11 protein-coding genes are annotated in these 14,031 nt (G+C 61.9%); 7 read left to right on the top strand and 4 right to left on the bottom strand.

Annotated elements, in window-relative coordinates; all coding sequences use genetic code 11:
- The first annotated feature begins 67 nt into the window (after positions 1 to 67).
- The 3 genes from kdgD (at position 68) to KHO31_RS27480 (ending at position 3,508) form a co-directional block, all read left to right on the top strand.
- Positions 68 to 985, top strand: coding sequence for a 5-dehydro-4-deoxyglucarate dehydratase (kdgD, locus tag KHO31_RS27490; protein ID WP_201082182.1), 918 nt, complete (start codon positions 68 to 70; stop codon positions 983 to 985).
- 228 nt (positions 986 to 1,213) lie between these two features.
- Positions 1,214 to 2,566, top strand: coding sequence for an MFS transporter (locus tag KHO31_RS27485; RefSeq protein ID WP_321207337.1), 1,353 nt, complete (start codon positions 1,214 to 1,216; stop codon positions 2,564 to 2,566).
- 198 nt (positions 2,567 to 2,764) lie between these two features.
- The gene (locus tag KHO31_RS27480; RefSeq protein WP_201082184.1) at positions 2,765 to 3,508 is read left to right on the top strand and encodes a FadR/GntR family transcriptional regulator; all 744 of its coding nucleotides are present in this window, start codon (positions 2,765 to 2,767) and stop codon (positions 3,506 to 3,508) included.
- Positions 3,509 to 3,631: 123 nt separating this feature from the next.
- Here KHO31_RS27480 and KHO31_RS27475 read toward each other — a convergent pair whose 3' ends face one another.
- Complete coding sequence (locus tag KHO31_RS27475) at positions 3,632 to 5,215, bottom strand: aldehyde dehydrogenase (NADP(+)) (RefSeq protein WP_201082186.1); 1,584 nt, start codon at positions 5,213 to 5,215, stop codon at positions 3,632 to 3,634.
- Positions 5,216 to 5,438: 223 nt separating this feature from the next.
- Between KHO31_RS27475 and garL the strand changes: the two genes are divergently transcribed.
- From garL to KHO31_RS27460, 3 genes are all read left to right on the top strand, one after another.
- A complete protein-coding gene (gene garL, locus KHO31_RS27470) occupies positions 5,439 to 6,239 on the top strand; it encodes a 2-dehydro-3-deoxyglucarate aldolase (RefSeq protein WP_201082188.1) in 801 nt (266 codons plus the stop codon).
- 32 nt (positions 6,240 to 6,271) lie between these two features.
- Positions 6,272 to 7,165, top strand: coding sequence for a 2-hydroxy-3-oxopropionate reductase (locus tag KHO31_RS27465; protein WP_236071495.1), 894 nt, complete (start codon positions 6,272 to 6,274; stop codon positions 7,163 to 7,165).
- A 273-nt stretch (positions 7,166 to 7,438) separates the two neighbouring features.
- Positions 7,439 to 9,454: a glycoside hydrolase family 28 protein gene (locus KHO31_RS27460; RefSeq protein ID WP_201086561.1), complete on the top strand. Its 2,016-nt coding sequence runs from the start codon at positions 7,439 to 7,441 to the stop codon at positions 9,452 to 9,454.
- 97 nt (positions 9,455 to 9,551) lie between these two features.
- Here KHO31_RS27460 and KHO31_RS27455 read toward each other — a convergent pair whose 3' ends face one another.
- Positions 9,552 to 10,844 carry an MFS transporter gene (locus tag KHO31_RS27455; protein ID WP_211624564.1) on the bottom strand — a complete coding sequence of 431 codons (1,293 nt, stop codon included), beginning with the start codon at positions 10,842 to 10,844 and terminating at the stop codon, positions 9,552 to 9,554.
- Positions 10,845 to 10,873: 29 nt separating this feature from the next.
- Positions 10,874 to 11,698: an NAD-dependent epimerase/dehydratase family protein gene (locus tag KHO31_RS27450; protein WP_201082201.1), complete on the bottom strand. Its 825-nt coding sequence runs from the start codon at positions 11,696 to 11,698 to the stop codon at positions 10,874 to 10,876.
- Positions 11,699 to 12,097: 399 nt separating this feature from the next.
- Between KHO31_RS27450 and KHO31_RS27445 the strand changes: the two genes are divergently transcribed.
- Positions 12,098 to 12,637, top strand: a complete 540-nt coding sequence (locus tag KHO31_RS27445) for a DUF2867 domain-containing protein (protein ID WP_201082203.1) — start codon at positions 12,098 to 12,100, stop codon at positions 12,635 to 12,637.
- 80 nt (positions 12,638 to 12,717) lie between these two features.
- Here the strand turns inward: KHO31_RS27445 and KHO31_RS27440 are convergent, their stop codons facing one another.
- A complete protein-coding gene (locus KHO31_RS27440; RefSeq protein WP_201082205.1) occupies positions 12,718 to 13,539 on the bottom strand; it encodes an alpha/beta fold hydrolase in 822 nt (273 codons plus the stop codon).
- Between the last annotated feature and the right edge of the window lie 492 nt (positions 13,540 to 14,031).

Below are 14,031 nucleotides of genomic sequence, written 5' to 3'. Positions count from 1 at the left end.
TGTACGATGACGTATAAGAAATCTCGATTTCTCAATACTGACTCCATTCGACGCCTGGATACTCATCATGACGACACCGCAGGAACTGAAGCAGATCGTTTCCGAAGGCCTTCTGTCCTTCCCCGTTACCGACTTCGACGCACAAGGCGACTTCCGCGCCGATACTTATGCTGAGCGCCTCGAATGGCTCGCTCCTTACGGTGCTTCGGCACTGTTCGTCGCCGGCGGAACGGGCGAATTCTTCTCGCTCACGCATAACGATTACTCGAACGTCGTGCGTACGGCAACTGAAGTCTGCAAGGGCAAGGTACCGATTCTCGCCGGCGCCGGCGGCCCGACGCGCGTGGCGATCGCCTACGCACAGGAAGCCGAACGTCACGGCGCGAACGGCATTCTGTTGATGCCGCACTACCTGACCGAAGCCTGCCAGGAAGGCATCGCGGCGCACGCAGAGGAAGTCTGCAAGTCGGTGCCGAACATGGGCGTGATCATCTACAACCGCGCGAACTCCAAGCTTAACGCCGACATGCTCGAAAGGCTTGCCGAGCGCTGCCCGAACCTGATCGGCTTCAAGGACGGCGTGGGCGAGATCGAGAACATGGTGACGATCCGCCGCCGCCTTGGCGACCGTTTCTCGTACCTCGGCGGCCTGCCTACCGCTGAAGTCTACGCCGCGGCTTACAAGGCGCTGGGCGTGCCGGTGTACTCGTCGGCCGTCTTCAACTTCATCCCGAAGACCGCGATGGACTTCTACCGCGCGATTGCCGCGGACGACCACGCGACCGTCGGCAAGCTGATCGACGAATTCTTCCTGCCGTACCTGGCAATCCGCAACCGCCGCCAGGGTTACGCGGTCAGCATCGTGAAAGCCGGCGCGAAGCTGGTCGGCCACAGTGCAGGTCCGGTGCGCGCACCGCTGACCGATCTGACCGAAGAAGAAATGGCGCAACTCGATGGGCTGATCAAGAAGCTCGGCGCGCAGTAACGCAGTACGGCGCCAAGCCGTGCGAACCTGGGTCGCGCGCACGGCACTGCACAGGGCGCCCGGGACGGCAACGTCGCCGGGCGTTTTTTTACTGCGCTTTTCACTGCGTTGACGCACGGCGCTTCCTGCGAAGAAGCGCCGGCTCGACTTGTCAGGACCGCGGCGGCCGGCCGATTGCGGCACGACACCTGGGAGTCCGCTCCCTTGCATGAGATTCAGGAGACAAGCATGGAAATGAGCCGCACGGCGAACCCCGCCCACGCTGAGAAACGAACCAAAGTCCGCTACGCGATTCTGCTGCTGATCTTTCTGATCACGACGTTCAATTACGCGGACCGCGCCACGCTCTCGGTCACCGGATCCGCGATGCGCGCTGAGTTCGGCCTCGACGCAATCAAGATGGGCTACATCTTCTCCGCGTTCAGCTGGGCCTACGTTCTGTCGCAATTGCCGGCGGGGTGGCTGCTCGACCGTTTCGGCGCGCGGCGCGTCTACGCGGCGAGCATTTTCCTGTGGTCGTTGTTTACGCTGCTGCAAAGCTCAATTGGCCTGCTCGGCAGCGCAGCAGCCGCCGTCACCGCGCTGTTCGTGCTGCGCTTCGCGATGGGCGCGGCGGAATCGCCGGCGTTTCCGGCCAATGCCAAGGTTGTCGCCAGCTGGTTTCCCACGAACGAACGCGGCACTGCTTCCGCGATTTTCAATTCAGCTCAATATTTCGCGGCGGTCATTTTCACACCGCTGATGGCCTGGCTGACCCATGCATTCGGCTGGCACACGGTCTACGTCGTCATGGGCGTGACCGGACTGTTACTCGCCCTCACCTGGTTGAAGGTGATGAAGAACCCGGCCGACCACCCACGCGTCTCGCGCGCCGAACTCGACTACATCGAACAGGGCGGCGGCGTGGTGAACGGGCACAAGAAAGCAGCCCGGGCTGAGGACATAGCCGGCGCCGGCGGCTGGTCGCTAGTGCGCCAACTGCTGAGCAACCGCATGCTGCTCGGCGTCTATCTCGCGCAGTATTGCATCAACGTGCTGACCTACTTCTTCCTGACCTGGTTTCCGATCTACCTCGTGCAGGCGCGCGGTATGACGATTCTGCAAGCGGGTCTGGTCGCATCGCTGCCCGCGATTTGCGGATTCTCCGGTGGCGTGCTCGGCGGCATTTTGTCCGACGGGCTGATCCGGCGCGGACATTCGCTCACGATCGCACGCAAGGTGCCGATTGTCGGCGGCATGCTGCTGTCGGTGTGCATCATCGGATGCAACTACGTGTCGACCGACTGGGTCGTCGTCGCGCTCATGTCGCTCGCGTTCTTCGGCAAAGGCATTGGAGCGCTCGGTTGGGCCGTCGTGGCGGATACGTCGCCGAAGGAGGCCCTTGGTCTGTCGGGCGCGATCTTCAACATGTTCGGCAATGTCGCCGGCATCGTGACGCCCATCGTGATCGGCTATCTCGTCGCGAAGACCGGGTCGTTCAACGGCGCGCTGGTTTTCGTCGGCCTGAATGCCTTGCTGACGGTGTTCAGTTACCTCGTGATCGTGAAAGACATCAAACGGGTCGAACTGCGCCCAGGCTAGCAGCCGGGCGGTTATCGTACTTCCCCCGGCGCCTGCCAAACAATGCGGCTCGCCCGCCAGGCGCCTGAAACCGGATATCGACGCCAGGTCTGACGTCGATACCGAAAATGATCCGGCGTTTATATAATCAGTCGTCAGACGACGGTATAATGGATCGCAGGAAGTATCTGCAACTATCTGATTCGAGGGGCGTTTTCGATGGCTACACCACTGGCATCCGCGGCACCGCCACGACGCGCGCGCAATCTTGCCGAGTTTGTCGTCAGCTACGTCACCGAGCAAATTGCGTCTAACGCCTTGAAGCCCGGCGACAAATTGCCGACGGAATCGCAATTGATGGTCACGCTGAGCGTGAGCCGCACCGTCATCCGTGAAGCGATTTCACGCCTGCAGGCGGGCAAGATCATCGAGACGCGCCATGGCATCGGCAGCTTCGTGCTGGAACCGCAGCGCGAAAAGCTCGGTATCGATATGGTGCCGGCCACCACGTTGCGCGACGTACTGGCGATCCTCGAACTGCGCATCAGCCTCGAAACGGAATGCGCGGGTCTGGCGGCTCAACGGGCCAAGCCGGACGACCTCGCGCGCATGCGCGCCGCGCTCGACGCGATCGAAGCCACTCGCCACAACGGGCTGGATAGCGTCAACGCCGACCTGCAATTCCATATCTCCGTGGCGCGTGCAACCGGCAACCGGTATTTCGTCGACATCCTGACGCAAATGGGCAGCGCGCTGATTCCGCGCAACCGGCTCGACTCGGCGGGGATCGCGCATGCTGAGCCCGACGCGTATCTGTCGCTCGTCAATCTGGAGCACGAAAGCATTCTCGAGGCGATCACACGGCACGATGCCGAAGGCGCGCGCGCGGCGATGCGCATGCACCTGTCCAATAGCCGCGAGCGGCTGCGGCGCGCCAACGAAAGCGCTGAAGCGAACAGCTGATTCTTTGCGCTGACGCTGAGCAAGCGCTGATTCGTCGCGCTGGACGCAAAAAATGGCCGGGAGTTTGATCCCGGCCATTTTTTATCTCACGCGGCGCCCACTTCGGCGCCGCTCACGCATCGCTTAGCTGCGTGTGATCTCGCCATCGCGACGACGCCACAAGTTCAGCGGGTTGGCGTCGGCCAGCGACTCCGGCAGCAGATCGGCCGGGAAATCCTGATAGCACACCGGGCGCAGGAAGCGCTCGATCGATGTCGTCCCCACTGACGTCGCGCGGCTATCGGAGGTGGCCGGGAACGGGCCGCCGTGCACCATCGCGTGTGAGACTTCAACGCCCGTCGGGAAACCATTGATCAGAATCCGGCCCGCCTTGCGCTCGAGGATCGGCGCCAGCTTCTTCGCGGCCGCCAGATCAGCGCTATCCATTTGCACGGTGGCGGTCAACTGACCGGCAAAGTGCTCGGCAACTGCAAGCATCTCCTGCTCGTCCTTGCAACGCACGATGGTCGATGCCGGCCCGAAAACCTCGTCCTCCAGCGCCGGCGTAGACAGGAAGGTCACGGCATCGGTCACGAACAAGGCCGCGCGAGCCTGCGTCGGGCCCGTCGCGTCAACGCCGCGTGCAACGGCCTCGACGCCCCTCGTCGCCTCCAGCTTGCCCTCGCCCTCTTCATAGGCCGCGTGAATGCCGGCAGTCAGCATGGTCTGCGCCGGTTTGCCGCTCAGCGCCTCGGACGCCGTTGCAACGAAGCCTTTGAGGGCGTCGCTGTCGACGGCAATCGCGAGCCCCGGATTGGTACAGAACTGCCCCGCGCCCAGCACCAATGAATCGACGAAGCCACGCGCGATGGTCTCACCGCGTTGCGACAGCGCATTCGACAGGAGAAACACCGGGTTGATGCTGCTCATTTCCGCGTAAACCGGAATCGGCTCGGCCCGGGCTGCCGCGACGCGCATCAGCGACGTCCCGCCTGCCCGTGAACCCGTGAAGCCCACCGCCTTGATCGCCGGATGCGCGACCAACGCTTCACCGACAGAATTGCCGGCGCCGACGATCATCGAGAACACGCCTTCAGGCAGATTCATTTCCTTCGCGACTTGCTGAATCACACGGCCGACCATCTCGGAGGTGCCCAGGTGAGCGCGATGCGCCTTCACCACCACCGGGCAGCCCGCCGCGAGCGCCGCTGCCGTATCGCCGCCCGCCACCGAAAACGCGAGCGGGAAGTTGCTGGCGCCGAACACCGCAACCGGGCCTAGCGGAATCTTTTGCATCCGCAGGTCGGAGCGCGGCAAGGGCTTGCGCTCGGGCAACGGCGAATCGAGCGTTGCGGCAAGCCATTGGCCGGCGCGTACGACTTGCGCGAACAGTTTGAGCTGGCCAGTCGTGCGGCCGCGCTCGCCTTCCAGACGCGCCTTCGGCAGGCCCGACTCTTCCTGCGCGCGCTGGATCAGCGCGTCCCCGAGCGCCGTGATGCCGTCCGCGATACGCTCGAGAAACTCGGCGCGCACCGTGAGCGGCAGATGCCGGTACGGGTCGAACGCTTGCTGCGCGAGTTCGCAGGCGAGTTCGACATTCGCGACCGAACCGCTGCCGAACACCGGCTCCGCGATGTCGGACCCCGTGGCGGGATTGAACGCACGCAAGGGTTTTTCCTCGCCGCGCACTGCATTGCGACCAATCAGCATTTCGCCGGTAATAGACATTTCGCTTTCCTTAGATGGACATCCTAGATATAAGTCATCCTACAACATAGAGCGGCCTTCACGCAACCCGAAATCCTTACCCCGCAAGGAATTCGGGTTTACGTGGCAGTTACAAGCCGACACGCCAGTGCTAATCTTCATCAAGATGTACGACGACCTATAACGTTTAATTCAGCAACCGTCGGAGTTTGCCCAGTTAATTCCAGTTTGAGGAGACATGCCCATGACAGCCGCCACGCCTTATCAGCCCTTACCCAATAGCTTTCGCCGTGCCGTCTGCGGCGGCGAAACCCTGATCGGCTGCTGGGCATCCCTCGCCAGTCCGATTGTCACGGAACTGCTCGGCATTGTCGGCTTCGACTGGATGCTGCTGGATGCCGAACACGCGCCGAACGACGTTCTGACGCTGATCCCCCAGTTGATGGCGCTCAAGGATAGCCCGAGCGCGCCGGTCGTGCGCCCGCCGGCCAACGACAGCGTATTCATCAAGCGGCTCCTCGATAGCGGCTTCTCGAATTTTCTGGTGCCGTTCGTCGATAGCGCCGAAGACGCGGCGCGCGCTGTCGCCGCGACGCGTTATCCGCCGCAGGGTATCCGCGGCGTCTCGGTGAGCCAGCGGGGCAATCGCTACGCAACGGTAGCCAATTACTTCGATATCGCCAACGACAACGTCTGCGTCATCGTTCAGATCGAAAGCCGCAAGGCCGTTGACAACATTGACGAGATTCTCGCCGTGGACGGCGTCGATGCTGTTTTCGTCGGCCCCTCCGATCTCGCAGCCGCCTACGGCCACATCGGCAATCCGAACCATCCCGACGTGCAACAGGCGATTCTTCGCGTCTTCGAGCGCGCACAGGCCGCAGGCAAGCCGAGCGGCATCCTCGCGCCCGTGCAGGCCGACGCGGAGCGCTATATCTCGATGGGCTGCCGCGTCATCGCGGTCTGTGCGGATATGGGGCTGCTGAAAGCCGCCGCACAGACGGTTCAAAAACACTTCATGCAGAAACAGGCGGACCCGAAGTAGAGAGGGCCGCGATGATATCTACGGAGCATTCCATGCAAAAAGCAGGCTTTATTGGACTCGGCATCATGGGCAAGCCCATGGCCGCCAACCTTCTCAAGAACGGCGTGGCCCTTGCTGCGTTTACACGCAGCGGCGTGCCCGACGATCTCGTCCAGGCGGGCGCTGTCGCGTGTGACAGCCCCGCCGCCGTGGCCGCGCATGCTGACGTGATCTTCGTCATGGTGCCGGATACACCGGACGTCGAGCGCGTGCTGTTCGGCGAACAAGGTCTTGCCGACGCATTGCGCCCAGGACAAATCGTGGTCGACATGAGCTCGATTTCGCCCATGGCCACCCGTGAGTTCGCAGCCCGCGTGCGTGAGCACGGCGCGGACTATCTGGATGCACCGGTTTCAGGCGGCGAAGTCGGTGCGAAAGCCGGTTCGTTGACGATCATGGTGGGCGGCGAAACGACGACCTTCGATAGCGTCAAGCCGCTATTCGACATGATGGGCAAGAATGTCACGCTGATCGGCGCTGTCGGCGCGGGCCAGGTGTGCAAGGTGGCCAATCAGGTGATCGTCGCCGCGACGATCGAGGCGGTCGGCGAAGCGTTGCTGCTCGCCTCCAAAGCCGGCGTCGATCCGGCGCGCGTGCGTGAAGCGCTCATGGGCGGTTTTGCGTCCTCGCGCATTCTCGAAGTACACGGTGAACGGATGACGAAGCGCACCTTCGATCCGGGATTCCGGATCGAGCTCCACCAGAAGGATCTGAATCTCGCGCTCTCGACAGCCCAGGCGCTCGGCGTCTCGCTGCCGAATACGGCCACCTGTCAGCAGCTCTTCAGCGCCTGCGTGGCGCATGGCGGCAAGGCATGGGATCACTCCGCCATGGTGCGCGCGCTCGAAATACTCGCCAATCACGAAATCGGCCAGAAGCCCGCCTAAACCCGCAGCCCTGCTCCACGCGCAAATCCACCCCCTCTATGCAGATAGAGAAGATGGAGCGGCGCATCTGCACGTTCACAGCCTGAGCGCGCGAGTCTCAAGTACAACAGCTTCACGCTCATTCATAGCATTTTATTACAAATATTAAGGATGACTTACGACGCGAAAGCTTGCACCGATATCCACCGCCGATTCGGGCGATGGATTGAAGCACTGTGCCTCATCGAGTATTGACGATCACTCACAACGCCCGCAAAGGGCAAGGAGACATCCGTGGCAACTAAGGATAAAAACAACGGCAAGCCGGCAACATCGAGAATCCGCGGCCAGGACGCGCCGAACTCACCTAAACGCAGAGCGTTTATTGTGCTCGCAGGAACCTCCGCAGGCGCAACCCTGCTAGGCGGACTGTCCGCTTGCGGCGGCTCCGTCAACGCGCCCGCCACCACGCCGCCGGTGGTGCAAGACCCGATCTGGGGCACCTCGGGCGCCGCGACGCAGATCATTGCGTCGCTCCAGAACATCACGCAGGCAATGTTCCCGGCGCGCGATTTTGTGGTCACCCAGTACGGCGCAACGCCTTGCGCGGTCGTCGCCGCGACCAATCCGTACACGGGCGCGTCTTCAGTTGCGAGTCCGGGCTCGGCGCAAACCAATGCCGCGAACGCGCCCGACGCGAGGCCCGCGTTTCTCGCCGCGATAGTGGCATGCAATGCGGCCGGCGGCGGCCGCGTCGTTGTGCCGGCCGGCACGTGGTATTGCGCCGGCCCGATCGTCCTGCTCAGCAATGTCAACTTCCACCTCAGCGCGAACTGCACGATCTACTTCAGCCCTAACCCGGCGGACTACGCGAAAGACGGCCCAGTCAACTGCGGCACGAACGGCAACCTCTTCTATAGCCGCTGGCAGGCGAACGACTGCCTCAACTACGGCTCGCCAGTCTACGCGCGCAACCAGACCAACATTGCCCTGACCGGCGAAGACGCCACGTCAGTTCTCAACGGCCAGGCGATGACGCCGTTCGCCGGAACCGGCAACACCGCCACCTGCTGGTGGACCTACAAGGGATCGAACGGGGCATACGGCTGCGTGAACTCGTCGACACCGTCACAGGCCTACATCAATCCGAAGAACGTCGACCTTAAAACTGCTGCGCCCGGCATCTCCAACGCGCTGTACGCGCTGCTGACAAGCCCTACGACCCCCTGGCAAGAGGATCAAAACTACCTGCCAGCTTTGTCCGAAGCGGGCGTACCGATCGCACAGCGGATTTTCGGCATCGGACATTATCTGCGTCCGTGCATGGTCGAGTTTATTGGTTGTACGAACGTGCTGATGGAGAACTATCACACCAACAACACGCCGTTCTGGCAGCACCACCCAACCGATTGCAAGAACGTCGTGATTCGCGGCGTGATGGCTGACAGCATCGGCCCGAACAACGATGGATTCGATCCGGACGCGTGTAACAACGTTCTCTGCGACAGCGTCACGTTCAACACCGGCGACGACTGCATCGCGATCAAGTCGGGCAAGGACCTCGATACGCAGTATGGTCCCGCGCAGAATCACGTGATCCAGAACTGCACGATGAATAGCGGCCACGGCGGCATCACGCTCGGCAGCGAAATGGGCGGCGGCGTGCAGAATATCTACGCGCGAAATCTGCAGATGCTGAATCAGAACTGGGCCACCAATCCGTTGAACATCGCGATCCGCATCAAGACGAATATGAATCGCGGCGGCTTCGTGAAGAACTTCTATGTCGATACAGTCACGCTGCCCAACGGCATCAATCTGAAAGGCGGCGGCTACGGCAGCGCGTTGCTGAGCGGCAGTCCGATCAATGGCACGGTGCCGGTGGGCGTCGTCACGGCGACGGCGGGTAATCCTTCTGCGTCGCAGGGCGGCCTGATTACGTTCGACTGCGACTATCAACCGGCAAACGACGCCATCCGCACTCGCCCGGCGGTCATACAGAACGTGAACATTTCCAACGTGCAGGCGAGCAACGTCACGCTCAACGGGGTAACGGGTTCATGTTTTCAGGCGATCGTGGCTCAGGGACCAGTCGCCTTCGACTACAACGGGCCCGCCCCGACGCCGTCCATCCCGCCAATCAGCGGCGTCACGATCTCGAACTGCAACCTGGGCACGGCGGTCTCCGCTGGTCCCGCAAGCTCTACGGCGCCGGGCCCGATCTATGCGTACAACGTCAACGCAATCACGCTGAAAAACGTGATCATCGGTTCGACGACTTACAACACGACGGTCGTCGATCAGCGTTAAGCGAGAGGTAAAACAAATGGCGGCGCCCTCGGGCGCCGCCATTTTTCCATTTTTCTTCATTACCCGGCGCGATTCGCGGCCGGGTCTAAATCGTTACTCACTTGACCACAGCAGTCCCAGCCCCCCAGCGCGGATCCGGCACCTTGTCACTGCTTCGGGCCAGCAGGCACACCACGGCGGCCGCGATGATGTCGAACACCGCCAACACCACAAACAACGGGCTGTATCCGATCTGCGTGACCAGCACGCCGAACAGCGCCGTGAATGCCGCCGCGCCGAGGTACCCCGCCATACCGCCCATGCCTGTGGCGGTGGCGACTTCGTTCTTGCCGAACATATCGGAGGTGATTGCGTACAGCGCACCCGACAGGGTCTGGTGCGCAAAGCCGCCGACACACAACAGCGCAACGGCCGCGTAAGGACTCGCCACCAGCCCGACGCAGGCCGGCCCGATCATGCAAAGCGCGCCCACGACGAAAACCATCTTTCGCGACGTGAACAGCGAGACCTTCGCGTACTTATGAAACAGCGGGCTGAGGTAGCCGCCGAGCACGCAGCCGATATCCGCGGCCAGAAAAGGCATCCACGCGTACAGCGCGACTTCCTTCAGGTTCATGTGCCGTTCGGTCATCATGTACAGCGGGATCCAGGCGTTGAAAGTCTGCCAGGCCGGCTCGGACAGAATCCGCGGAATACCGATTGCCCAGAAGTCGCGGCTGCCGAGCATCGAAGCCCAACTGCGTTTGACCGCGCCGACGTCGCTGTGCTTTGCCTCCTGCCCGCTGAGGATGTAATCCCGCTCGGCGTCGCTCAACAGCTTCTGTTTCTGCGGGTGCTTGTACAGCAGCATCCACAGCACGCTCCAGACAATCCCCGCCACCCCGACGATCAGAAACGCCCATTGCCATTGACCGTGCAACAACGCCCAAACGACCAGCGGCGGCGCCAGCAGCGCGCCCACGGACGAACCGATATTGAACCAGCCGATCGCGACGGAGCGCTCCTTGGCCGGGAACCACTCGCTCGTCACCTTGACGCCGGCCGGGATGCCCGCCGCTTCGGCGATACCGAGCACGCCGCGGAAGAACGCCAGGCTGCGCCACCCCGTCGACCATGCCGCCGCGGCACAGGCCAGCGACCAGGCCAGCGCGAACACCGCAAAGCCGACCTTGGTGCCGACGGTGTCGAGCACATAGCCCGCGACCGGCTGCATGAATGCATAGCAAAGTTGCCACGCCACCACGACATGCGAATACTGCTCGGTCGTGATATTGAGGTCCTTCATCAACGTCGGCGCTGCCACCGACAACGTATTGCGCGCGAGGTAATTGATGATGAGCCCGGCCGCGACCAGACTGACCATCCACCAGCGGATGCCCTTGATTTTCATGACTGTGTCTCCTCGTATTCCTTAACCAATCAGACGTGCCGGCCCGCGGTGTCGCTGCTCGCGTCGTCGCGCGAGTAATCGATGCCGACAAAGCTGCCGCCCTGATAACGTTGACCCAATGCATCGAGCGGATTCGGCCGTGGCAGGATTTCCTCGGCGTAGGCCTCGGCGTCCTGGGTCGGCTGATAACCGAGGCGCGCGGCGCCGCTGTTGTCCCACCAGCTGCGCTTGTTGGCCGACACGCCCCACACGGTGATGAAACCTACGTCTTCTGCCTCGACACAGCGGTCGAGGAAATGCATCAGGTCGCGATGACCGAACCAGGTGCTCAAGTGTCGCTGCTCGGTCGGCCGCTCAAGACAGCTGCCGATGCGCACGCAAATACTTTCGATGCCGTGCTTGTCCCAATACATGCGCGCCAGCGCTTCGCCCCACACCTTGCTCAGGCCGTAGAACCCGTCCGGGCGCAACGCGCAGTCGAGACTGAGATATTCGGTGACCGGATACATGCCGATCGCATGATTGGAGCTGGCAAACACCACGCGCTTGACACCTTGCCGGCGCGCGCCTTCGTACACCTCGACGAGCGCGCGCAGGTTGTTGTCGATAATTTCCGGCAGCGGACGTTCCACGCTCGTGCCGGCGAAGTGGATCAGCACATCGACCCCCTCCAGCAGACGGTCCACGACGGCGGGATCGCGCAGGTCGCCGTGCATCACGTCCTCGCCTTCCACCAGAGGAACCAGCGCCCTGGAACCCGCGGCTGAACGCAAGGAGACGCCGCGGGCGATCAACGCCGCACGCACTACCGAGCCGAGCTGTCCGCCGGCCCCACTCAGGGCAATCTTCTTCATAAGGTTCCTTTACAGCGCTGCGCGCGATTGAGCCGGAGGACGGCAGCGGTCGAGCCGTGGTGGCATCGGGCCGAGAGTGACCGGCTAGTTGTACGATAACGTACTATCATCGATCCCAAGATGGATTTCAACTAGGCACTTACCCGCACTGACTTTTGTAGTTCAGCAATTCGTCGTTGAAAAACAAACACGCACGACCTCGATATTGGTATGACGTCGTATAACATAAGACGTGAATTAATACCGAGTCGCACCCGATTGGCTCGATGGGCATCGCCACTCGGGCGCTTATCGTCGAGCGCGCGTAGACTTGATGCGCACGCGTGTGATCGAACTGCGGCACGCCAGCGGCAAGGTCGCCCTTCTCACCACGATCTTTTTTCGGCACAGTACCTTCCCATGCCAGACACCAACCGTTCCGTGCTGTCCGTCGCTGTGCCGGCCGAATCCGGCGTAGCCCGCCTGTACGATGCCCCGGATCTCGCGGACGCGTTCGCCGTCCGCTTGCCGGACAACGCAATTGACGATCCCGAACTACTCGCGCGTTTTCTGTTCGCACACCAGCCGGCGTGGGTTGCGAAACTCTTGAGCTTGCGCGATGCGCTGGTCGCTCGCTTCGGAATCAAAACGGCGAAGCAGTTGCGCGCGGCAGCTTCGCACGCCTCCAGGGAACGGGTCGACTTCTTCAGAATCTACACGCGCAGCGCGCGCGAGATCATCCTCGGCGAGAATGACAGCCATCTCGACTTCCGGCTTTCGGTGTTGCAGCAAACGCGCGATACGCTCGAAGGGAGCGCGCGCTATTTGATCCTGTCCACCGTCGTGCACTGCCACAACGGGCTCGGGCGCTTCTATATTTTCGCCATCGCACCGTTCCATCGTCTGGTGGTTCGCTCGTCTTTGCGCCGGGCGGCGCGCATCGGCTGGCCGACTGCCTGACCGGCGCTGTCATAGGCGGCCACAGGTGCGGCTGACGCAAGGCAATCGCCGCACGCCGCCGCACTCGCTACGTCAGCGTATTACGAGCTGATAAATTCCAGCAGATCGGCATTCACCTTGTCCGCTTCGACGGTGCACATGCCGTGCTGCCCGCCCGGGTAGACCTTGAGTGTGGCGTTCTTCACGATCTTCGCCGTCTTGCGGCCTGCCGCGTCGATCGGCACGATCTGGTCGTCGTCACCATGCAGTACCAGAGTCGGCACGTCGATCTTCTTCAGATCTTCCGTGTAGTCGACTTCGGAGAACTGCTTGATGCAGTCGTACAAGCCCTTGATCGAACCCACCATGCCTTGTGCCCAGAATGAATCGATTACGCCTTGCGACACCTTCGCGTTCGGACGGTTGTAGCCGTAAAACGGCAGCGCCAGATCCTTGAAAAACTGCGAGCGATCGTCGACCACGCCCTTACGAATGCCATCGAACACATCGATCGGCGTGCCCTCGGGGTTGCCCTCGGTCTTGAGCATAATCGGCGGCACCGCGCCGATCAGCACAGCCTTCGCCACGCGTTTCGTGCCGTGCCGGCCGATGTAGTGCGCGACCTCCCCGCCGCCGGTCGAATGGCCGATCATCGTGGTGTCCTGCAGGTCCAGATGCTCGATCAGCGCGGCCAGATCGTCGGCATAGGTATCCATGTCGTTGCCGTCCCACGTCTGCGCGGAACGGCCATGGCTGCGCCGGTCGTGTGCGATCACGCGAAAACCTTTGCTGCCGAGGAACAGCATCTGCGCGTCCCAAGCGTCCGCGGACAACGGCCAACCGTGCGAGAAGACAACCGGGCGGCCTTTGCCCCAGTCCTTGTAGAAGATTTCCGTACCGTCTTTCGTGGTGATCGTGCTCATCTGCTGACCCCTTTGGATGAAGTCTGCCGTCGCCGGCAGGTGGATGAAGCGTGCCTCTCAAACCATTCGGGCAACACGAGCTGTGCCGCCCGACGAAAACCGTTAACCACGAATGCAAGACTCACTCGACGCGCGCGTGGGTGGAACATCGGAGAAAAACGACCGGCGATACACGGCGGTCATGCTCAATCAAGCATGACACGGCCTGCAACACGCTTTGATGACGGACCCACGAAGAACCAGACCGGTTCACGCGGTATTCGAAACGGCTACCAGGAATGAAACAGCGGATGGCGATGCTGCGCTCATCCATCCCGAGCATGGGAGCCGCCGCTTAGCAGCTTGCATGGTAGAAGCAAACTAGCCTGATGGCTAGCTGACTGAAGTTGACCCGCGAAAACGGACGCCTATCCTTTTGAAGAAGGAGGTGCCGAAATGGGCAAGCATCGTACCCCGTACCCGGCGGAATTCCGGGCACAAATGGTTGAACTG

The organism is Paraburkholderia domus, assembly GCF_905220705.1.
Lineage (GTDB): Bacteria > Pseudomonadota > Gammaproteobacteria > Burkholderiales > Burkholderiaceae > Paraburkholderia > Paraburkholderia domus.
This window is presented reverse-complemented; position numbering and strand designations above follow the sequence as displayed.